The organism is Actinomyces bouchesdurhonensis, assembly GCF_963540955.1.
Lineage (GTDB): Bacteria > Actinomycetota > Actinomycetes > Actinomycetales > Actinomycetaceae > Pauljensenia > Pauljensenia bouchesdurhonensis.
Genome location: NZ_CAUTSL010000011.1, coordinates 25,047 through 45,721, shown reverse-complemented (window position 1 = coordinate 45,721; position 20,675 = coordinate 25,047). Strand labels below are relative to the sequence as shown.

Annotated in this window: 17 protein-coding genes; 2 read left to right on the top strand and 15 right to left on the bottom strand. The window is 65.9% G+C overall.

Features of this window, described 5'->3' with window-relative positions; all coding sequences use genetic code 11:
* Positions 1 to 140: 140 nt before the first annotated feature.
* From manA to RYL44_RS03265, 6 genes are all read right to left on the bottom strand, one after another.
* A complete protein-coding gene (gene manA, locus RYL44_RS03290; RefSeq protein ID WP_314975082.1) occupies positions 141 to 1,358 on the bottom strand; it encodes a mannose-6-phosphate isomerase, class I in 1,218 nt (405 codons plus the stop codon).
* Between the two features lie 79 nt (positions 1,359 to 1,437).
* Positions 1,438 to 3,201 (bottom strand): thiol reductant ABC exporter subunit CydC, encoded by a 1,764-nt coding sequence (cydC, locus tag RYL44_RS03285; RefSeq protein WP_314975081.1) that lies wholly within the window; start codon positions 3,199 to 3,201, stop codon positions 1,438 to 1,440.
* Positions 3,198 to 4,799, bottom strand: a complete 1,602-nt coding sequence (locus tag RYL44_RS03280; RefSeq protein WP_276740416.1) for an ABC transporter ATP-binding protein/permease — start codon at positions 4,797 to 4,799, stop codon at positions 3,198 to 3,200. The genes cydC and RYL44_RS03280 overlap by 4 nt, the downstream gene beginning before the upstream one ends.
* A 163-nt stretch (positions 4,800 to 4,962) precedes the next feature.
* Positions 4,963 to 6,111 carry a branched-chain amino acid aminotransferase gene (locus RYL44_RS03275; protein ID WP_073983044.1) on the bottom strand — a complete coding sequence of 383 codons (1,149 nt, stop codon included), beginning with the start codon at positions 6,109 to 6,111 and terminating at the stop codon, positions 4,963 to 4,965.
* Positions 6,112 to 6,240: 129 nt separating this feature from the next.
* Positions 6,241 to 6,501 carry a Txe/YoeB family addiction module toxin gene (locus RYL44_RS03270; protein WP_314975080.1) on the bottom strand — a complete coding sequence of 87 codons (261 nt, stop codon included), beginning with the start codon at positions 6,499 to 6,501 and terminating at the stop codon, positions 6,241 to 6,243.
* Positions 6,502 to 6,503: 2 nt separating this feature from the next.
* A complete protein-coding gene (locus tag RYL44_RS03265) occupies positions 6,504 to 6,746 on the bottom strand; it encodes a type II toxin-antitoxin system Phd/YefM family antitoxin (RefSeq protein ID WP_314975090.1) in 243 nt (80 codons plus the stop codon).
* Between the two features lie 89 nt (positions 6,747 to 6,835).
* Here RYL44_RS03265 and RYL44_RS03260 point away from each other — a divergent pair, with 89 nt between their 5' ends.
* The gene (locus RYL44_RS03260; RefSeq protein ID WP_314975079.1) at positions 6,836 to 7,333 is read left to right on the top strand and encodes a hypothetical protein; all 498 of its coding nucleotides are present in this window, start codon (positions 6,836 to 6,838) and stop codon (positions 7,331 to 7,333) included.
* A 117-nt stretch (positions 7,334 to 7,450) separates the two neighbouring features.
* Here RYL44_RS03260 and RYL44_RS03255 read toward each other — a convergent pair whose 3' ends face one another.
* From RYL44_RS03255 to RYL44_RS03245, 3 genes are read right to left on the bottom strand one after another with little or no spacing between them, the layout of a single operon-like run.
* Positions 7,451 to 7,930, bottom strand: coding sequence for an S-ribosylhomocysteine lyase (locus RYL44_RS03255; protein ID WP_314975078.1), 480 nt, complete (start codon positions 7,928 to 7,930; stop codon positions 7,451 to 7,453).
* Between the two features lie 3 nt (positions 7,931 to 7,933).
* Positions 7,934 to 9,904, bottom strand: a complete 1,971-nt coding sequence (dnaG, locus tag RYL44_RS03250; protein ID WP_314975077.1) for a DNA primase — start codon at positions 9,902 to 9,904, stop codon at positions 7,934 to 7,936.
* Positions 9,905 to 9,949: 45 nt separating this feature from the next.
* Positions 9,950 to 11,254 (bottom strand): deoxyguanosinetriphosphate triphosphohydrolase, encoded by a 1,305-nt coding sequence (locus RYL44_RS03245; RefSeq protein WP_314975076.1) that lies wholly within the window; start codon positions 11,252 to 11,254, stop codon positions 9,950 to 9,952.
* A 199-nt stretch (positions 11,255 to 11,453) separates the two neighbouring features.
* On the opposite strand from RYL44_RS03245, the gene RYL44_RS03240 reads away from it, so the two are divergent.
* Positions 11,454 to 13,511 (top strand): glucose PTS transporter subunit IIA, encoded by a 2,058-nt coding sequence (locus RYL44_RS03240; protein WP_314975075.1) that lies wholly within the window; start codon positions 11,454 to 11,456, stop codon positions 13,509 to 13,511.
* Between the two features lie 543 nt (positions 13,512 to 14,054).
* On the opposite strand, the gene aroD is transcribed toward RYL44_RS03240, so the two are convergent.
* The 6 genes from aroD to RYL44_RS03210 form a co-directional block, all read right to left on the bottom strand.
* Positions 14,055 to 14,879, bottom strand: coding sequence for a type I 3-dehydroquinate dehydratase (gene aroD / locus RYL44_RS03235; protein WP_314975074.1), 825 nt, complete (start codon positions 14,877 to 14,879; stop codon positions 14,055 to 14,057).
* Positions 14,880 to 14,890: 11 nt separating this feature from the next.
* A complete protein-coding gene (gene dusB, locus RYL44_RS03230; protein ID WP_314975073.1) occupies positions 14,891 to 16,168 on the bottom strand; it encodes a tRNA dihydrouridine synthase DusB in 1,278 nt (425 codons plus the stop codon).
* Between the two features lie 40 nt (positions 16,169 to 16,208).
* A complete protein-coding gene (locus RYL44_RS03225; protein WP_314975072.1) occupies positions 16,209 to 17,597 on the bottom strand; it encodes a glycine--tRNA ligase in 1,389 nt (462 codons plus the stop codon).
* Positions 17,598 to 18,595: 998 nt separating this feature from the next.
* Positions 18,596 to 19,312 carry a hypothetical protein gene (locus RYL44_RS03220; RefSeq protein WP_314975071.1) on the bottom strand — a complete coding sequence of 239 codons (717 nt, stop codon included), beginning with the start codon at positions 19,310 to 19,312 and terminating at the stop codon, positions 18,596 to 18,598.
* The gene (locus tag RYL44_RS03215; protein WP_073983037.1) at positions 19,309 to 20,205 is read right to left on the bottom strand and encodes an ATP-binding cassette domain-containing protein; all 897 of its coding nucleotides are present in this window, start codon (positions 20,203 to 20,205) and stop codon (positions 19,309 to 19,311) included. The genes RYL44_RS03220 and RYL44_RS03215 overlap by 4 nt, the downstream gene beginning before the upstream one ends.
* Positions 20,202 to 20,591 (bottom strand): GntR family transcriptional regulator, encoded by a 390-nt coding sequence (locus tag RYL44_RS03210; protein ID WP_073983036.1) that lies wholly within the window; start codon positions 20,589 to 20,591, stop codon positions 20,202 to 20,204. The genes RYL44_RS03215 and RYL44_RS03210 overlap by 4 nt, the downstream gene beginning before the upstream one ends.
* Between the last annotated feature and the right edge of the window lie 84 nt (positions 20,592 to 20,675).

Genomic DNA, 20,675 nt, shown 5'->3' with positions numbered 1-20,675 from the left:
AGCGAGCGAAACTGAGACCCAATTTTTAGTTTAAGCGAATATTCAGGAACATGAAGGCTTTGTCAGGAACCAAGACCATCACGTGGATAGGCTTGACAACGAGGGTCGCCGTAGCGTCGTCTCAGCGCGTCATATTCCGATCAGGGGGCACCGACCTGCACGAATGAACCGGTGCCGTACGCCCACACGCGACGTTCGGCTGCCGAAACAAAAACGGCCTGCCCGCGCGACAGCCCCACTGCCTGTCCCCCCTGTTCCTCGCTCACGTGCAGGGTCACTGAGCCGGAGGTCGCGATAATAATGCGCGGTCCCTCTCCGGGCACCAGAACCTCGTCTACACGCGACGCGTGCGTGCCTGGCGCCAACGTCGTCACGGACAGCTCGAATTCCTGGGCGGGCGCCAGGAAACGATCCGTCGTCGCCGAAGGATGCTCGGGGGCCACGCGCACGGGCGGCAACGCTGAGAACTCGGTAATCTCCACGAGCTGTGCGGAATCCACGTACTTTCGGGTCAGGCCCGCGCGCACGACGTTGTCGGAGGAGGCCATGACCTCGATGCCCAGGCCTGACTGGTAGGCGTGGATCTGGAGCGGCGGAATGTAGACGGCCTCGCCGGGGCGCAGCGACACCGGGTTCATGAGGAAGGCGACGATGATGCCCGGGTCACCCGGGTGTTTCTCCCCTAGGACGCTCACGAGCGTGTCTGTGCGCGGCGAGGGTGAGTCCCCCGAAGCGAGGCGCGCGCGGCACGAGGCCACGAACTCGGCAATGCGCTCGGGCGTCGCCGGGGAATCCTCGTCAAAGAGCCAGGTTGCCAAGGAACGCAGGCCTCCGCGCACGGTCGAGAGCTTCAAGCGGTGGCGCAAGCGCTCAGCCAACTCCCCCTCTAGGCCAACCAGGAGCTCACGCGCCTTGCGCGGCACGCGGAAGCCCACAAGCGCACTGAACTCCGTGAGCGCGTAAATCATCTCCGGCTTGTGGTTCATATCCCTGTACACGCGGCGCGGATCCGTGCGTTCAATCCCGAGGACCTCTTCGCGCAGGTAGCCCTCGCGCGCAATCTCCTTCGTCGGATGCACCTGCAGGGACAGAGTTTGCGCGGGCGCAATAATTTTCGCCAGGTAGGGCAACGTCGAACCGAATGCGTAGAGCAGGCCACCTCCCAGCGCATGCTTGGGATCGACGTCGATAAAGTCGGCGAGTGTGTCACCGTCCGTCAGCAGCGTCGGCCCGTCCGGGTGAGTACCGAACCACACCTCCGACACCGGTTCGTCCCCGGCGGCGGCGCCCAAGAACTCCGGAATCGCGTTCGTGGACCCCCACGCGTCAGCTTTCGTCCAGCCGATCAATCTTTCCATAGGGTGAATCCTATCGGTATCGGACTCGCAAAGAGGCGAGGCGCGAGGCCGTGGCACTATTCCCGCGCCCACGCGGCTTTCAGGCGCTAGGTTGGGCGTCGGTTTCGCGTGCTTCGAGCATGGCGAGTGCGCCGCCACACGCGTGCAGCTCGGCGTAGGTACCGGTTTCCACGACGCGGCCCGCGTCCATGACAATGATCAGGTCGGCGTCGCGCACGGCACTGATACGGTGGGCGATCTCGACGATGGTGCGGCCCTTCGCGACGCGGGCGATGCCCTCGCGTACGCGCGCCTCGGTGACCGGGTCAACCTGGCTCGTGGCCTCGTCGAGGACGTAGATGGGCGCGTCGCGCAGGAGCGCGCGTGCCAGGGCCAGGCGCTGACGCTGGCCGCCCGAGAGGCGCTCGCCCATGTCGCCAACCACCGTGTCCAGGCCCTCTTTCTCCGTGGCCAGCCAGTCGGTGAGGTCCACGGCCTCCAGCGCGCGCTCCAGGTCCTCCTCGCTCGCCTGTGGGGCTGCGAGGAGCAGGTTGGCGCGCAGGGTGTCGTTGAACAGGTAGGGGCGTTGGGGAGCGGAGGCGACCACGGTGCGCAGGTCATGCAAGGATACGTCGGCGATGTTCGTTCCGCCGATGCTAACGGCACCGGAAGCGGGGTCCCACGTGCGCGTGATGAGCGAGGCCAGGGTGGACTTGCCGGACCCGGAAGCTCCCACAATCGCGGCGTGCGTGCCCGCAGGGATGTGGATATTGACGCCCTCCAGGACCGTGGGAGCGGGCGCAGGCGCGGTCTCATCCGTCGGGTAAGCGAAGCTGACGCCGGTGATGTCGATGTCGCCGGGCGTCAGGGGCTTGGGATCTGCCGGGTCCGCTACGACGGGCGCGCGGTCAGTGATCGCGAAAACGCGGGCGGCGGACGCGAAAGCTTGGTCCAGGTCGGCTGCGAACTCTTCAACCGCGAGGACCGGACCGAAAGCCCCCAAAGCGATGCCGATGGCGAGACCCGCCTGCGGCAACGTCAGCGTACCGGCGTGCACGCCCGAGCCCGCCACCATGGCGACGGTGACGATTCCGATTCCAACGGCGGCCTGTTTGAGGCCTCGGCGCAGAGCGATCCAGCGGCCCTGAGTGCCAAGGCTAGCGTCGATGCGCGCTTCAATCTGGTCCATTTCGGCCTCGCGGCGGCCTTGCGCGCCGAACGCCAAGACTTCTCGCACGCCCTGCACCGAGTCGGTCACGTGGGCAGCGATGGCGCCGCGAGCCTCGCGCAGCTCGCGGGCAGCGCGAGCGGTCAAACCCGACCCCAGGAATGGGATAACGACACCAACGGTGAGCAGGAAGGGAGCCAGCACGACAGCTGTCGTCCAGGAGACGACCGAACCCATCCACACGACGGTGAGGACCGGCACGATGAAGGCCGTCGTGACAGGAGCGAGGGTGTGGGCGAAGAAAACCTCGACGCGGTCGATGTCTTTTGTCACGCGGTTCATAATGTCGCCCGAATCCAGGCGATCCGTTACGGCAGGAGCCTGAGGTTCAAGCTGGTCGTAGAAATAGTTGCGCAGCATCGCCAGGGAGTGGAAGGCAACGAAGTGACCGGCGAACTGCTCGAGGTAGCGGGCTGCGCCTTTCAAGAGACTCAGACTCACGGCACACGCGATGATGAAGGGAATGGACCAGGCGCTGGTGCCGGTAGCCAGGCTCGCCACGGCCCAGCCGCCCAGCGCGAACAGGCCAATGCCGATCAGCAGAAAGACGATGCGCGCGGCGATTGAGAGAGCCAATGGGGCCAGCACTCGGCGCGTAATCGATAGGAGTCGAAGGGACAGCTTCCAGCGGGTCATCGGATCGTTCCTTCCTGGAGTGTTGCGACACGGTCGGCGTCCTTTATCGTCGCGTCTCGGTGGGAGATCGTCAGGGTCGTGCGCCCGGCGCACACCGAATCGAGGGACGCCAGGATTTCACGCTCGGAGGCAAGATCCACGTGCGCGGTTGGTTCATCCAGGATCATGATCGACGCGTTCTTCAAGAAGGCGCGGGCGATCGCGATGCGCTGCGCCTCGCCGCCGGACACGGCCAGGCCTCGGGCGCCCACGCGGGCGTCGAGGCCTCCGGGCAGGGAGTCGACAAACTCGCCCAGGTGTGCTGCGCGCAGAGCTTCGATGAGTTGGTCGTCGGTGGCAGTGGGTGCAGCCAGGAGGAGGTTGTCGCGCAGGGTACCGGAGAAGAGATAGGTGGTCTGTTCGACGACGGCGCTCTGGGCGCGTACCCACGACAGGGGCGCGGTAGCCAGATCCACGCCGTTGAGGCTCACCTGTCCGCGCGTGGGTCGCAGGAATCCTTGCAGGAGTGCGGAGATCGTGGATTTGCCGGCGCCGGAGGGTCCAGCCAAGGCGACGTGCTCGCCCGGGTTCACTGTCAGGTTCGCGTCGCGCAGGACGGGGGTGTCCTTGGTGTAGGAGAAGGACACCTCAGACAGGTCGATCTCCCCGGGGGCGGAAGGGATCGCGGGGATGCTGACGCCCTTTGCATCCGCAACGGGCGGGGTCTGCGCGATGAACTTCTTGATTTCCTTGTTGGCTGCGATGCCTCCCATGCCGATGTAGAAGAACTGGCCGATGCGGTCCAGCGGGTCGAGCATGATGGAGGACAGGAGCACGAGGCAAAGAGCACCTCCGATGCTCACGGCTCCCTGCTCGTAGCGGATGAGGGCTAGTGCGATCGCTCCGGTGATCATGCCGAGAGAGAAGACAGAGTCAATGACGAGAAGGATCAGCTGGTTGCCAGCCAGGTAGCTCATGACTTTCGAGCGTACTTCTTCGGCTGCCTGCGCCAGTCGCTGACCCATGTCCTTGCCTGCGTTCATGAGGGCAAGGTCACCCAAGCCCTGAATCGCATCGAGTTCTTTAGCAGCGAGTTGGCGCGAGGCGCCCCGGTAGCGATCGGACACCGGCTTAAAAGCGTGACGGAAACCCAAGACGCATACCGCAACCAGAGGAATCGCAGTAGCTAGAAGAGCCCCAGAGATAGGATCGAGCGCGAGTGCAACGACGATGACAACGAGGATCGGTATGGTGAGGGACGCGATCATGGGGGCCAGGAAAATTCCTTTATAGGCGGCCACACGCTCCACGCCATCGGTGGCCGAGTTGACGACGCGGCCCGCACGCTCGTTGGTGCGCTGCGTCGGCCCCAGGGCGAAGACCTGACGGATCATCGTGTGCCGCAGACTTGGCTCCAGTTCTTTCATGGCGGTCGCGCCGAACGCACTGACAAGCCACGCGAAGAAACCGGAGGCCAGTGCGCCCGCCAGAGCGAGCCACCACGTCGACCAGGCGCGACCGCCCACGACATCGTCGATGCCCCAGCCGATCGTCAGGTAGGCGAGCGCCAGGCATAGGGCCGCCGCCCACGAGCAGACGACAATGATCGCGCGTTTCATAGTTCTCCTATCACCACGACACACACGTGCATGTAAAGAAGGATACCCTTACTTTGGTTCTGACACTACCGTCACGAAGGTGGCGCCTGACGAAAATGAGACGGCTTGACACAGCTACGGCCTCGTCGATGGACGAGGCCGTAGCTAGGGGATGCGATCAGGCTCAGGCCAGGCGGTACGTCCAGCCGTAGGGATCCTCCGCGCGGCCCCACTGGATGTCGGTCAGACGCTTGTGAATCTGGCGGGTCTTGTCCCCCACCTCAATCTCCACGTCAAAGTCGTCGCCAGCCAGGCGCGTGATCGGGGTGACCACGGCGGCCGTGCCACAGGCGAAGACCTCGGCAACAGCGCCCGAACGGATCCCGTCCACGACCTCGGACAGGGCGATCTTCTCCTCGCGCACGTCTACGCCCTGGTCGCGCAGCATGCGCAGGATCGCGCTGCGGGTGCCGCCCTCGAGGATGACTCCGGTGAGCCCGGGGGTGCGGATAGTGCCGTCGGCCATGACGACGAACATGTTCATGCCGCCCAGCTCCTCGAGGTACTTGCCCTCGTACGTGTCCAGGAAGCAGACCTGAGAGAAGCCCTTGGCCTCGGCCTGGATCTGGGGCAGCAGGGAGGCCGCGTAGTTGCCGCCCGCCTTGGCGCTGCCGGTGCCGCCGGGGCCGGCGCGGTGGTACTCGCGCTCCACCCAGATGGCCACGCCCGACAGGCCGCCCTTGAAGTAGGGACCCGACGGCGAGCCGATGACGTAGTAGTCGACAACGCCCGCGGGATGCACGCCCACGAACTCCTCGGATGCAAACATGAAGGGACGCAGGTAGAGGGAGGAGCCATCGACGTCGGGCACCCACTTGACGTCCGTGCGCACGTAATCAACGAGGGAGGCCACGAAGTCCTCGCGGCTCAGCTCGGGCAGCGCCAGGCGGCGCGCGGAGTGGTTCAGGCGCGCAGCATTGTAGCCGGGGCGGAACGTCCACACGGACCCATCCTCACGCTTGTAGGCCTTGATGCCCTCAAACACGGACTGGCAGTAGTGGAAGACGGATGTTCCGGGGGTCAGATTGAGCGGACCGTACGGGATGACTTCGCGGTCGCTCCAGCCTCCCTCGCGCGTCCAGCGCATGTGGGCCATGTGATCCGTGAACTTCTTACCGAAGGCCAGGGTCGACATGATCTCGTTGTACTCTTCCGGCGTCGCCGGGTAAGGGTTGTGGGTCACTGGAAAACGACCGGCCAGCTTGTCGGCGCTGGGCAGGGCCAGGTCGCCGGCGGCCTCAAGCTCCGTGGGGGTGTGCTGCGTCGATGCCATGAGGTCTCCTCTGATGGTTTTTCACGAATATGGTGCCAGAATATGCCCGCGATTCACACCGAGGCCGATTGGTTTCGGCATGTGACCCACTCCCCCACCTGCTGTGGACGTTCTCACCCCAAGGAAGACTCATTCGTAGTGGGTCCACATGCGCAAGACGCGGACGGTGCGCTCTTCTTCGAACACCTCGTAGACGAGCCTGTACTGAATGTTAATTCTGCGCGAATACATCCCGGCGAGGTCGCCCACGAGGCGCTCGTAGCGGGGAGGCGTCGCGAACGGGTCCTTAGTCAGGACCTCGATGAGGGCCTGAGCTTTCGTCTTCAGGCCGCTGGCGGAGAGCTTCTTCGCGTCCTTCGCGGCCTGTTTGGAGAAAACGAGCCGCCACATCGCTACCACTCCACGTCATCGAGTGCGTCGTCGAGGTCTTCGCGAGCGGCTTCCTTCAGACTGTCCGTCATTCCGGGAATCCCCTGCAGGTACAGGGTTTCCTGAATCGCGGACCAGTCGTCCTCGCCGATGAGAACGGCGTTTCTGCGACGTCCGGTGATCGTGATCGGGGTTGACTCCTCATTCACGGTGTCGATGAGCCGATACAGGTTCGAGCGCGCGGCGGTAGCACTGACAGCAGTCATGATGTCCCTTTCCACCACCATCATAACGTACGCTTTCACGCACGCATAGTCTGTGCGCAGCGATACTGTTGAAAGGATACGATCAACGCATGACGACTCTGCCTGACTCCCTCGCCTGTGCCCTGCCCTCCCGCGAGCGCCGCTCCCCCGGCCTGGAGCTTCAAGACGGGCGCTGGACGGCAGCCGCGAAGTCGGGCCTGTACGTCTTCGGCGCCGAGGCCTCGTCCGGTGACGGGCACCCCTCCCCGGAGCACTTCCCCTGGTACGACGTCGCGCGGGCACGCTGGGAGGCCGAGGGTTCTCTCTTCGCCCTGGAGTGGGTGGATCCGGCCCGCACTCCCCTGGCCGGACGCACCCATGGCGACCCGTCGGACTTCATGCGACATGCGAGCGAATACGTCAACCGGTCGATCGTCCTACACTCCCAGGTGGAGGTCAGCAACGGGACGACGGTGACGGCGTGGGTGCGCCGCGGACCCGAGGGTCTCTTCTCCGTCCTGACGGCCGACGGCGCACTGGACGAGGCCGGTCAGCGCGAGGCGGACGCCCTGGAGGCTCGCGTGCGCGACGCGGTCGGTCTGGATTAGTCGACGAGGCCGTGGCACCCGCCCGGGGGCGCGCCCTCGGGCGCTCCGTCACAGATAACGACGGGACCCATCCGCTCCGGATAGGTCCCGTCTGCGTTCCCGGGTGCTCGCCCGGAATCAGTGAACGATGAACACTCGCTCGAAGGGGTCGACGGACAGGCCCTGCTCGAGGATCGTCCGGCTCCACTCGCGCGCGCTGAACAGGGAGTGATCGCGGTAGTTGCCGCAGGAGTACACGTCCGTGCCCGGAACGTCCTCCCAGGTCACCTCCTCGGCGATGGCGTGCAGCGACGAAGCGATGGCGGCCGTCACCTCACGGACGGAGGGGGTGCCCCACATGATGAGGTGGAAGCCCGTGCGGCAGCCGAACGGCGAGCAGTCGATGACGCCGTCGATGCGGTCGCGCAGCAGGGATGCGAGGAGGTGCTCGATGGTGTGCAGACCAGAGGTCGGGATATCGCCGCTGTTAGGCTGGACGAAGCGCACGTCGAAATTCGAAATCTGGTCGCCCTTCGGGCCGACCTCGACGTTGATGAGGCGCACGTAGGGCGCCTTCACGGCGGTATGGTCCAGGGTGAAGCTCTCCACTTCTGCCATGAGTTAGTCCCTTTCGGTGTAGTTTTGCCTGCGTTGCTCCAGACGCATGAGCGACCGGAAGACCTCAGAATACTGCGGGTCCTCCTCATTCATGCGCGACAGGGCCGCACGTGTTTCACCTAACTGCCTGGTCAGGTCCATGCGCACCATCGCGGCGACGACGCCGCGACAATAGGAACGCACGTCCCCCTCGCCCGCAACTGGTAGCGGATTGACTGCCAGCTCCGTGACCGACGGAGCGATAAACTCCCCCGCCGCCTCCAAGATAACCTGCACGAAGTGGCGCGACGCCGCCAGGGTCGCGTTCTCTCCCGGGCCGAAGTGGGCCTCGGCCTGACGCATCATCTGCGTGAACGCATCCAGGCCGCCGGCCGCGCGGATCGCGTCGTGGACGGCGCGGTGCGTGGGTACCGTGAAGGACTGGCCGTCCAGCTCCTCAAAGCCGGAGCCGACGACGTAGAGCGGGTGCTGGAGGACGGCCTCGAGGGCCTGACGCTCGACGCGGGTCACCGGATCCTCGGGCCCCCTGCGCGCGGGCGCGGCCACGGGGCGGCCCGCACCCGCCATCTCGATCTCACCCGGGCGAGGCCCCGGCGCGATGACCTCGACGCGGCCCGCCGCCCGAATCGCCTGCTCAACCGTGCCCATGTCCATGCCGAGCCACCCGGCAAGTGAACGCGTGTACTCGGCGCGCAGCGCACGGTCCTTGATGTGCGCGACGATTCCGGCCGAGGCCCTCAAGCCCTGGACGCGCCCCTCGGCGCTGCGCAGATCCATCTGAGACAGGACGGAGCGGATCGCGAACTCGAAAAGGGGGATGCGCGAGTTCACCAGATCGACGATCGCCTGGTTACCCTCGGCCAGGCGCAGGTCGCAGGGATCCTGCCCGCCCGGGGCGACCGCCACGAATGTCTGTGCCGCGAAATTCTGGTCTTCCCCGTAGGCGCGCAGCGCCGCCTTGCGCCCGGCACTGTCCCCATCGAAGGTGAAAATCACCTCGGAGCCGTGCGCGCGCCCGCTCGACAAGACGACGCCGGCCGCCGGGTCCGCGTGGTCGCCCAGCAGGCGCCGGATGATACGCACGTGCTCGGAACCGAACGCCGTGCCACACGTCGCCACCGCGTTCGTCACCCCCGCGACGTGTGCGGCCATGACGTCCGTGTACCCCTCGACGATGACGACCCGATGGTCCGTCACGATCGACTTTTTCGCCAGGTCCAACCCGTACAGCAGCTGCGACTTCTTGTAGATGGGCGTCTCGGGAGTATTCAGGTACTTGGGCGACTCCTTGTCGGCGTCGTCCAGTCGGCGCGCGCCAAACCCCACCGTCGCACCCGTAATATCGCGGATCGGCCACACCAGTCGGCCGCGGAAACGATCGTAGATGCCGCGGCTGCCCTGCGACCCCAGGCCCGCGATCTGGATCTCCTGATCCGTGAAGCCCTTGGAGCGCAGGTGGCGCGTCAGCGAATCCCACGAGGCCGGGGCATAGCCGACCCCGAAATGCTCACACATCGCCTGGTTAAAGCCGCGCTCAGCCAGGAACGTGCGCCCCCTGTGAGCCTCCTTGCTGCCCAGCTGCTTGCAGTAGAACTCTTCGGCCACGCGATGAGCGTCCAGGAGCCGCTGGCGCTTGCCCGGCTCCTCCGTGCGCACCCGCGTCCCGCCCTCCTCGTAGTGGAGGGTGATCCCCGCCTTCTGCGCGAGCATCTCCACGGCCTCGGTGAACGGCAGGTGGTCGATCTTTTGCACGAAGGAGATGACGTCGCCGCTCTCACCGCACCCGAAACAGTGAAACATGCCCAGGTGGGGGCGCACGTTGAAGGAGGGCGTGCGCTCGTCATGGAACGGGCACAGGCCCTTGAGGGAACCGATGCCAGCGGGTCGCAGCGCTACGTGCTCGCCGATGATCTCGTCGATCTTGATCACGCTACGTACCGCTTCGATGTCGTCCTTGCGAATCAAACCCGCCATGTCTTCAGTCTACCGACGCCCACCCGCGTCTGCGTCCGATCACGCTCAGAGCTGCGAAGACAGCATGCCACACCAGCGGGCGTGCCACGCCGACGCCGACACATCCGTGAGCGCCGCGACCTGATCGATGACGGCGCGCAGGCGCACCCCGTCGTCCGATGCTGCCCGCCACTGCGCGGCGAACACCGGCTCCAGGGCGTCCGCCCCGGCCTCGTACAGGGCGTCGACGAGGTCGGCCAAGAGCGTGCGCTGCTGGTAGTACACCGGCTCGCTCTCGCGCGGACTCATAACGTAGTGGACGGCCATGCCCTTGAGGATCTGGATCTCGGCACGCACCTCGCGAGGCACCACCAGGTCCGCGCGGTAGCGGCCCAGCGGCTCGTCCCCGAAGGTCTCGCGCGTCGCCGCCACCGTCGCCGAGCAGAAGCGCCCGATCAGCTCGCTCGTCGCGTCCTTCAGCCGGGCGAGGGACGCGTAGGAGCCGTCGAAGGAGCGCAGCCACACGCTCATGTGCACGATGCGCTCAAGGGCATCCTCCAGGTCCGAGCGCGCCACCGCGGGCCCGTACCAGTCCAGCGTGGAGGCGACGACAGCCGCGCAGTGCTCGTCGTCGAAAAGATCAGCGGGGTCAAGCTTGCGGGTCGCGACCGCGTCCTCCATGTCGTGCACCGAGTAGGCGATGTCGTCCGACAGATCCATGATCTGGGCCTCCAGGCAGCGCCGCCCCGCAGGCGCGCCCTGGCGCATCCACGCGAACACGGGCGCGTCGTCCGGATAGACCGAGAACTTGCGCGTCGACTTGGCCAGGTCAGGGCCGCCGGACTTGACCCACGGGTACTTACAGATCGCGTCCAGCGTCGCGCGCGACAGGTTCAGGCCCGCTGGCACGCCGCCCGGCCCGATCACCTTCGGCTCCAGGCGGGTCACGACGCGCAGGGTCTGGGCGTTGCCCTCGAACCCGCCGATCGAGGCGGCCGCCGCGTCCAGGGCGCGCTCGCCGTTATGCCCAAAGGGGGGATGCCCGAGGTCGTGGGACAGGCAGGCGGCATCCACGACATCCGGGTCAGCCCCCAGTTCCTTTCCTAGCTCGCGCCCCACCTGGGCGACCTCCAGGGAGTGAGTCAGCCGCGTTCGCACGAAATCATCCGAAATCGGGCCCAGGACCTGCGTCTTTTCACCCAGGCGACGCAGCGCGGACGAATGCAGGATGCGTGCCCGGTCGCGCTCGAACTCCGTGCGGGCCGAGGACTTGTGCTCCTCGGGCACCCAGCGCTCGGAATCGGCCCTGCTGTACGGAACCGCCGCATCAGTGCCGTCCACGCCTGGAATTACCACAGAAAACTCATTCACGAGGCCATGTTACGTGCCTCGCCGCCCGCTGGCCGCACAGTCTACTGGAACGACATCAAGGCCTCGTCACTGAAAGTAATTGAAACGAGTCGAGCTATTTCTGTGAGATACCCCGTCGGAACTTTCCTCGATTGCTCAAACATGCTAAATGTCGGATGTCGCATTCAGCGTCGAATCTCATCCACGGAAGGAGTCCCCCGTGTCCAACACGGCACAGGAAATCCTCGATGCGGTCGGTGGTCCCGGCAACATCACTCACTTTACCCACTGCGCGACGCGGCTACGCTTTGAGCTGCGCGACGCATCTATTATCGATAAGGACAGGGTCGAGGCCATCGACGGCGTTCTCGGAGCCGTCCCCCAGTCCGGCGACCGCTACCAGATCGTCATCGGCGGCGCCGTCCAGTCGGTCTTCAACGAGATCAACAACCTGCCTTCAATGAAGTCGGGCGCCACGGCCTCGAACGACGACGTCAAGGCCGCCGCCCGCGCGAAGGCACGCGGTAAGAACGCCATCGTCGACGCCTTCTTCGAGTACCTCTCCGACTCGTTCCGCCCCCTCCTGCCCGTCCTCCTCGGCGCGTCCCTGATCCTGGCGTTCCTGGCTGTCCTCGACGCCCTGCACATCGTCGACACCCGCGCGGAGACCATCCCCGCGTGGCTGGGCTACGTGAACTCCATGTGGCGCGCGGTCTTCTACTTCCTGCCCGCCATGGTCGCCTACAACGCCTCCAAGAAGCTGGACATCGACCCCTGGGTCGGCACGGCCGTCATCCTGTCGCTGCTCACCCCCAACTTCATCGGTCTGACGAACACCAAAAACTTCGCAAGCACCACCTGCATCCAGCTCGTCGAAGGCAGGGACGACATGCTGCAATGCACTGCCCACATCGAGAATGTTCCGCTGATCGGAACCCTCTCCCTGCCTCTGCCCGACTACGGCGGCCAGGTCTTCGTGCCGCTGCTGATGGTGCCGCTCCTGGCCCTGGTTTATAAGGGCCTGAAGAAGATCGTTCCTTCGAACGTCCAGATGGTGTTCGTCCCCTTCTTCTCCTTCATCATCATCATGCCGATCACCGCCTTCCTCATCGGCCCCCTGTCGATCTGGATCGGTAACGGCCTGGGCGCCGGCCTGGCCTGGCTCAACCACAACGCCCCCATCGTCTTCGCGATCATCATCCCGATCATCTACCCCTTCCTGGTGCCCCTCGGCCTGCACTGGCCGCTCAACGCCCTGCAGCTGGCCAACATCGCCTCGACGGGTTCGGACTTCATCCAGGGCCCCATGGGCGCGTGGAACTTCGCGTGCTTCGGCGCCACGGCCGGCGTTCTCTTCCTGTCGATCCGCGACCGCGACACCGACATGCGTCAGACGGCGTCCGGCGCCCTGGCCGCGGGCCTCTTCGGCGGCATCTCCGAGCCGTCACTGTACGGCATCCACCTGCGTTTCAAGCGCATCTACCCGCTCATGCTCACCGGCTGTGTCGTCGGCGGTCTGGTCATCGGCATCGGTGGCGGCGCCACCACGAACACCTTCGTGTTCACGTCGCTGCTGACGATCCCGGTCTTCACCCCCATGGCCGTCTACGGTCTGGGCATCCTGGCAGCGTTCACTACTGCTTTCCTGATGGTCGTCTTCTTCGACTACCGCACGAAGGAGCAGAAAGCTGAGGCTCGCGCGAAGAAGGAAGCCATGAAGGCCGGCGTCTCCGCCGCCCCCGCCTCGGCTCCCGCCGTCGCTCCCGCAGCTGAGGCCGCCCCGGCTCCCGCGTTTAGCGACGAGGCGAAGGCCGACCTGACGCTGTCGGCCCCCATGGAGGGCGAGCTGATCGCGCTCTCGGACGTGGCGGACGAGGCCTTCTCCTCCGGCGCGCTCGGCCCCGGCGTTGCCGTCTCCCCCGCCGCTCACGCGGTCGTCGTCGCCCCCTGCGACGGCAAGGTGACGGTCGCCTTCCCGACCGGCCACGCCTACGGCCTCAAGTCCGCCTCCGGCGTGCAGGTGCTCATCCACATCGGTATGGACACGGTCAAGCTGGACGGCAAGGGCTTCACGCCCCGCGTCTCGAAGGGCGACATCGTCAAGCGTGGCGATGTCCTTGCCGAGGTCGATTGGGACGTCATCCGCGAGGCCGGCTACGACACCATCACCCCGATGGTCGTGACGAACAAGAAGAAGTTCGGCGAGATCACCCCCGCCGCTCCCGGCCCGGTCACCATCGGCCAGACCGTTGTGACGGTGGCTCCCAAGGAGGCGTGAGCGTCCCGGTATCTCACTGACGCTGTGGGGGTGGGCCGCAAGGCCCGCCCCCACACGTGTATCTGCCGGGTGTTCAACCGACGCCGACGCGCACACGCGTGTATAGAACATGCCGTCTCGCTGGAGTCCGGGTGCGACCCCATTGCATGGTTCCCCAACAACGTCGCACGTAATTTCCCTGTCAACCTTTCATACATTGAAATAGGGTCGTTGCAATTCCAACGTTTGTGCGTCATATCGAAAACTGACCCGGGGAAATTATGTGCAACTTTTGGGGGAGGCACCCGAGGTGTGTGCCGGAGGTCCACCCGGACAGGACCCCATTGCATGGTTCCCCAACAATGTCGCACGTAATTCCCCTGTCAACCTTTCACACATTGAAATAGCGGCATTGCAATTCCAACGTTTGTGCGTCATATCGAAAACTGACCCGGGGAAATTATGTGCAACTTTTGGGGGAGGCACCCGAGGTGTGTGCCGGAGGTCCGCGCCCCGGCTCCGCACCCCGGCCTCGGGCGACACCCCGGAACAGGTCGAGAAACTCTAGGCCTCGGAGCCTTCAACGATGTCGAGGACCGCGCGCACCTGCTCGATGGTGAACTGTCCGGGGGCGCTCCCCTCGGCACCGGGCAGGGTCGCAAACGTCGCAGCCGATCCGAGGGCGGAGCCGACCAGGCGCGTGGGTGCGCCGTGCTGCCCCATCGCGATGCCGATGACGGGCCGATCGTAGGCATCATGCGCCCACGCCTGCGCGCCGAGCACGCGAGCCGCGTCCGTGGCGCTGTGGGCCATGCACGCGAACTTCAGAACATCGGCGCCCGCGTAGTTCATGTCGGCCAACACCTCGGCGAGTTGGTCATCACTGGGAGTGGCCTCGAAGTCGTGGAAGGAGGCGACGGCGACGGCGCCGGCTGCGTGCACCCGCTCGATCAGGGTGTGGGCTCCGTCGCGCGAGATCTCGACGTCGACGCCGCCCACCAGGGGCGCGAGGTCGGTCACGAGGGCGCAGTACTCCTCGTCGTCCAGGAAGGCCTCCCCGCCCTCGACGGAAGTGCGGATGGTGGCCAGGACGGGCAGCGGCGAAGCGTCCGCGACGTAGCGGGCCATGCGCACCAGGTCGTCAGCGACTTCGCTGGCGGCGACGAAGTGCGATCCCACCAGGGAGGCCAGGTATGTGTCGGCTCGCCATTCGACGATGTCGGCGCAGCAGGAGGCCAGGGCGCCGACCTGCTCGGCGAGCGAGTGCGCGTCCCCGCAGACGGGGACGATCACCTGGGTTCGCGCGCCGAGCGTCGCTTTCTTGGCGGCTCGCCCGATGGTGACGAGGCTAGGGGCAGGGTCGGGGTCGGGCGCAGATGAGTGAGGCATGATTCCTTCGCTTAGTATCCGATTTCAGCCAGGTGCAGGCGTGAGCGCTCCGCATCTGTCAGGTAGGGGTGGTCCAGCCAGCCGTCGGGCAGGTGGGGGGTCTTTTCGCCGCCGGCACGCCCGCGCGGTCCGCGTGCGGCGGGCGGAAACGCTTGGTCGAGGTCGAGGTCGGCGAGGCGCTCGTGGAGCTCTTGGAGGGTGGAGACCATGGACAGGGCGTGGCGCTGGGGGCCGCCGACGGCGAATCCGCGCAGGTACCATCCGATGTGTTTGCGCATCTCGCGCAGTGCGCGCCCCTCGTCGCCCTGGTCGACGACGCACCAGGCGGCGTGGCGTTCGATGACGGAGACAACCTCGGCCAGGCTGGGGCCCGGCGGGATCGTCCCACCGTGGTAGGCGGCGACAATGTCGCGGAAGATCCAGGGGCGCCCCTGGGCTCCGCGCCCGACGCTGATGCCGTCGCACCCAGTGCGCTCGAGCATGGCCAGGGCGTCGGCGGCCTCGAAGACGTCGCCGTTACCGAAGACGGGGATGTCGAGCAGGTCTTTGAGGCGCGCGATCTCGTCCCAGTGGGCGTGTCCCGCGTAGTGCTGGTTCTGGGTGCGCGCGTGCAGGGTGAGGGCGGCGGCGCCGAGCTTTTGCGCAGCCAGGGCGGCGTCGGTCGCGGTCTCGTGTTCGGCGTCGATGCCGATGCGGATCTTCACGGTCACGGGGATCTCGCGCCCGGCGCGCTCCCCGGCCTCGTTTGAGGCGCGCACGACGGCACCCACGAGGTCGGTGAACAGGTCGCGCTTCCAGGGCAGGGCCGCTCCCCCGCCCTTCTTCGTCACCTTGGGGACGGGGCACCCGAAGTTCAGGTCGATGTGGTCGGTGAGGTCGCGCTCGACGAGCATCGTCGCGGCGCGGGCCATGACGGCGGGGTTGACGCCGTAGAGCTGCAGGGAGCGCACGCGCTCGGCGGGGTCGGGGCGCACCATGTCCCAGGTGCGTTCGTTTTCTTCGATGAGGGCGCGGCTGGTCACCATCTCGGTGACGTACAGGCCGGCGGGCGCGTCCACGCGTGGGATGGCGACGTGGCGCGGTTCGCCTGCGCCATCGCGCGGGTACTGAGGGGACGAGGCCGGAGCCCCCTCCCCCGACTCGGCCGCCCAGGAGGGGATGCCGGTGGGTCGCAGGTGGTCGGGCAGGCCCGACTCGCCCATGATGCGGCACAGGCGTCGGAAGGGCACGTCCGTCACCCCGGCCATGGGGGCCAGGACGACGGGTGTCCACAGGCGCAGCGGCCCCACGCGAAGAGGGGCCGCTGCGGACGAGGAGGCTATGGACAAATCAGCAGCCCAGGCGTTCGACCAGGTACGACTTGACCGTCTCGAGCGGGATGCGCACCTGCTCCATCGTGTCACGCTCGCGGATGGTGACGGCGTGGTCCTCGATCGAGTCGAAGTCGTAGGTGATGCAGAAGGGTGTGCCGATCTCGTCCTGGCGGCGGTAGCGGCGTCCCACGGCGCCGGCGTCGTCGTAGTCGACGTTCCAGATGCCGCGCAGCTCGTCGGCCAGCTCCTGGGCGGGGCCGGTCAGCTCGGGCTTGCGGGACAGGGGCAGGACGGCAGCCTTGACGGGGGCCAGGCGCGGGTCCAGCTTGAGCACGACGCGCTTGTCGACGCCGCCCTTGGCGTTGGGGGCCTCGTCCTCGTGGTAGGCCTCGATGAGGAAGGCCATGAGGGAACGGGTCAGGCCCGCGGAGGGCTCGATGACGTAGGGGGTCCAGCGTTCCTTGGTGTTCGGGTCGAAGTAGTCGAGCTTCGCGCCGGAGGCCTCGGAGTGCACGGTCAGGTCGTAGTCGGTGCGGTTGGCGATGCCTTCGAGCTCGCCCCACTCGCTGCCCTGGAAACCGAAGCGGTATTCCAGGTCGACGGTGCGCTTGGAGTAGTGGGAGAGCTTCTCCTTGGGGTGCTCGTACTCGCGCAGGTTCTCCGGGTCGATGCCCAGATCCACGTACCAGGCCTTGCGGTAGTCGATCCAGTACTGGTGCCATTCCTCATCGGTGCCGGGCTCGCAGAAGAACTCGAGTTCCATCTGCTCGAACTCGCGGGTACGGAAGATGAAGTTGCCGGGCGTGATCTCGTTGCGGAAGGACTTGCCGATCTGGCCGATGCCGAACGGCGGCTTCTTGCGCGCGGCGTTCATGACGTTCGCGTAGTTGATGAAGATGCCCTGGGCGGTCTCGGGGCGCAGGTAGTGCAGGCCGGCCTCGTCGTCGACGGGGCCCAGGTAGGTCTTGAGCAGGCCGGAGAAGGCGCGGGGCTCGGTCCACTGGCCGCGCACGCCGCAGGTCGGGCAGGCGAGGTCGGCGGTGGTCAGGGAGGACTCTTCGACGCCCTTCTTTTCGGCGAGCTCTTCGATGAGCTGATCCTCGCGGGCGCGCTTGTGGCAGTTGAGGCACTCGATGAGCGGGTCGGTGAAGGCCTTGACGTGGCCGGAGGCGACCCACACTTCGCGCGGGAGGATGACGGAGGAGTCCAGGCCGACGACGTCGGCGCGGCGGCGGACCATGGCGTTCCACCAGGCGCGCTTGATGTTTTCCTTCAGTTCCACGCCGAGCGGGCCGTAGTCCCACGCGGAGCGGGTGCCACCGTAGATGTCACCGCAGGGGAAGACGAAGCCGCGGCGCTTGGCCAGGCTGATCACGTTGTCGAGGCGGGAGGGTCCCTTAGCCACTTGTCACTCCTTGAGTATTTGGGGCACGACTGGCTGTCGTGTCGCCATCGATACTAGTCGATAACTACTGCGTGGGGCTGTGTCGCACCGCTTGGGCGCCCATGGATCCCACCACAGGGTGCGCGCGGCTGGCACGAAGGAGCCCCGGCCTCGTTGAGTTGGCCTCGCCCCACGAGATTCCTGATCACCGCGTGGGATGCCAGCACACCGGTCGTACACTCGGCGACCTGTATTCGGGGCGCCGAGACTGGAAGCCTGCTCACCCCTGCGGCGCCCTCGCCCACGATCGACACGACACTCAGCCCAGTGTTCAGGATGGCCCTTCGGCGCGCTTCTCCCGGCGTGCACGCGGATAGGTTGAGTGTTCGCGGCCCATGTGGCGGCGATCGTGACTTCTCCCGGCGCGCACGCGGATAGGTTGTGAACATCCGGATAGGTTGTGAACATCCGGATAAGTTATGAGCATCCGGATAAGTTATGAGCATCCGGATAGGTTATTAACCTATCCACATCTTCGTAACCTATCCACATGCGCGCGAGTAGGCCCGGTCAGGCCGGCCAGCATAGTGACGACGGCTCGCCACGCAGGCCACAAACCCATCGAGACTTCACCCCGGTGTCTATAACGTTCAATGTCGCGCTCTCACGGGACACCGATCACGCTGAGGACCTTCCGACATCACACCATGACGGATGACGAGACGGCCGTACACAGGGCACGATGAGGTAAGCATTTCATCCAGACAAACACGAACGCATCAAAGGGCGTTTTTCCGCGCAGCAAAGCCAAAATGTCAACACCCAGCAGCACGATACGCCCTCATTATTGGCGGCCACTACTGTCAGCGTCGACCTGCGACACCAGCGAGCCTCACCACCGTTCTACCCGCAACGCACCCGGTCTGATAACCCGAGAAGGAGCCCCGGCCTCGTCCATGGGAGCGGGGACGAGGCCGGGGCCGGGTCGGGGGGTCATGTTCCCCGGGCGGAACGGACGTTCAGTTGAGGCGGCGCAGGCGGCCCGTGAGGGTCAGGCGCCATCCGGCGGCGGCGACTGCGAGAGTGATCAGGCCGAGGAGCCAGAAGGCGGGGTGCATCGGGGGAAGGTAGCCGGACTTGTGAACGAGCGTGAGGACCAGCCAGGTGAACGGACCGGCTATGCCAGCCAGGCCCAGCACAGTCGCCACGATAATGCCGAGGGCGACCATCCACGGGCCTCTACCATGGCGCGAGGCCGCACCGATCAGGCGTCCGGCCCCGTCGCAGGCGATCCAGGCGGCCACCACAAAGAGCCACGAGTCCACTCCGAGGGGGTACTCGAGGCTCCCCAGAAAGAAGATGTGCGACTGAGTCAGGGCGAGCACCCACCAGATCACACTGGCGATGGCGATAACGACGGCACTGTGCACGTAGGTCGAGCGTGCCAGGGTGCGGCGCGACGCGCCGCTCAGAGACGCCGCCCGCAGGTACGTCGTCGTCGTGATGATCTGTGCAATGAGGAGGTAGATGCCCGTCGAGAAGGCGGCGTTGACGGCGGCCTGATCGACGTGCCCCGAGAAGTCATCGGAGGTCGCATACATGATGGCGCTCACCGTGGAGTTAATGAGAAATTGACCGACGACAACCGAGGCGTACACTCCGAAAGCGAATCGCCAGTCGACCATTCCAAGTCGCCAGATCGAGGGCTGAGAGGAAACAGTGGGTGCGGTGCTCATTGGTCGTTCTCCTGGATGAGGTAGGCGAAGGCGTCCTGGAAAGAACAGGGCGATGCGCTAAGACTATGGGCGGCAAGATCAGCCTCGGTGATGGAGGCGCCACGCAGGTCCACGACGATCTCTCGCGTGGAGCCGAGCTCGCGGCTGGCGATGACGGCGAGGGCCGGGCGCTCTCCGAGGAAGCGCTCGACGTCGGAGGCGTGGCCCGTGACGGAGGTGACGCGGGCGGTGAAGTCGTCGACGCTCTCGTGAGCGAGGAGCTCGCTCTTCTTCAAGACGATGACGTCTTCGGCGACCTTCTCGAGTTCAGAGACCATGTGCGAGGAGATGAGGAAGCGGCGCTGCGGGCGCTTTCCCTCCATGACCTCCGCCGCCAGGGTGAGGACCTCCTCGTAGAGGGCGTATCGGGTGGGCACGTCCAGGGGCGCTTGGATCTCGTCGAGGAGGGTGAGGGGCGCGCCCGAGGCCAGGGCGATCGCGCCGGCGAAGACAGCTGCTTGGCCTGTGGAGAGCTTGCCGAGGGTCTTGCGGCGTTGGACCGGCAGGCTGAAGCTCTCGACATAGTGGGCGAAGAGAGCCTCGTCCCAGGTCGGGCGCAGACGGGCATATTGGACCAGGATAGTTGCGGGGACATCGTCGAGGTCTCGGCTGGACGAGGCCATGATCGAGCCGGTGAGCAGGTCGTCGGCACTGGCCTGGGTACCGTCGATGGAGATGCTCCCCGAGGTGGGGACCATCAGGCCGCCGAGGATCTGCATGAGCGTCGTCTTGCCCGAGCCGTTGGGGCCGACGAGGGCGGTGACGGTGGCGTCCCCTAGGGTGAGCGAGACATCGCGCAGCGCCGCCTCACTCTCTCCCGGATACGTGTAACTGATGGAGTTGAGGGTGATCATGAGTTGTCCTTGGCGGTCGTGTCGGCGCTGTAGGCGCGGACGTGGTCGATGATGGCGTCGAGGTCGAGGCCCAGGGCCAGGCCCGCTTCGACGGCGGGGTTGAGGGTCTCCTCCACGTAGGACGCGAGCCCGTCGGCCACGAGCGCGCGACGGGCTCCTTCGGCGACGAACATGCCGATGCCGCGTCGCTTTTCGACGAGCCCTTCATCGACGAGGATCGCGAAGGCCTTGCCGACGGTGGCCGGATTGATGCGGTAGGTCGCGGAGTATTCCGTGGTGGAGGTGAGCTGGTCCCCGGCGCGCAGGGCGCCGCGCAGGATCTGCGCGCGGATGTCGTCGGCGATCTGCAGGTAGATCGGGATCCCCGAGATGAATGTGGGTGCCATGCGCAAGTCCTCCGGCTTCAGTGGTTCATTACATGACTAATGAACCATAGAACCAGTTAACCTGTCAAGCGGTCTCACCACACG

Excerpts from the sequence above, each read along its gene's own strand:
- manA (WP_314975082.1), bottom strand. The coding sequence starts at position 1,358 with ATGGAAAGATTGATCGGCTGGACGAAAGCTGACGCGTGGGGGTCCACG.
- cydC (WP_314975081.1), bottom strand. The coding sequence starts at position 3,201 with ATGACCCGCTGGAAGCTGTCCCTTCGACTCCTATCGATTACGCGCCGA.
- RYL44_RS03280 (WP_276740416.1), bottom strand. The coding sequence starts at position 4,799 with ATGAAACGCGCGATCATTGTCGTCTGCTCGTGGGCGGCGGCCCTATGC.
- RYL44_RS03275 (WP_073983044.1), bottom strand. The coding sequence starts at position 6,111 with ATGGCATCGACGCAGCACACCCCCACGGAGCTTGAGGCCGCCGGCGAC.
- RYL44_RS03270 (WP_314975080.1), bottom strand. The coding sequence starts at position 6,501 with ATGTGGCGGCTCGTTTTCTCCAAACAGGCCGCGAAGGACGCGAAGAAG.
- RYL44_RS03265 (WP_314975090.1), bottom strand. The coding sequence starts at position 6,746 with ATGACTGCTGTCAGTGCTACCGCCGCGCGCTCGAACCTGTATCGGCTC.
- RYL44_RS03260 (WP_314975079.1), top strand. The coding sequence starts at position 6,836 with ATGACGACTCTGCCTGACTCCCTCGCCTGTGCCCTGCCCTCCCGCGAG.
- RYL44_RS03255 (WP_314975078.1), bottom strand. The coding sequence starts at position 7,930 with ATGGCAGAAGTGGAGAGCTTCACCCTGGACCATACCGCCGTGAAGGCG.
- dnaG (WP_314975077.1), bottom strand. The coding sequence starts at position 9,904 with ATGGCGGGTTTGATTCGCAAGGACGACATCGAAGCGGTACGTAGCGTG.
- aroD (WP_314975074.1), bottom strand. The coding sequence starts at position 14,879 with ATGCCTCACTCATCTGCGCCCGACCCCGACCCTGCCCCTAGCCTCGTC.
- RYL44_RS03220 (WP_314975071.1), bottom strand. The coding sequence starts at position 19,312 with ATGAGCACCGCACCCACTGTTTCCTCTCAGCCCTCGATCTGGCGACTT.
- RYL44_RS03215 (WP_073983037.1), bottom strand. The coding sequence starts at position 20,205 with ATGATCACCCTCAACTCCATCAGTTACACGTATCCGGGAGAGAGTGAG.
- RYL44_RS03210 (WP_073983036.1), bottom strand. The coding sequence starts at position 20,591 with ATGGCACCCACATTCATCTCGGGGATCCCGATCTACCTGCAGATCGCC.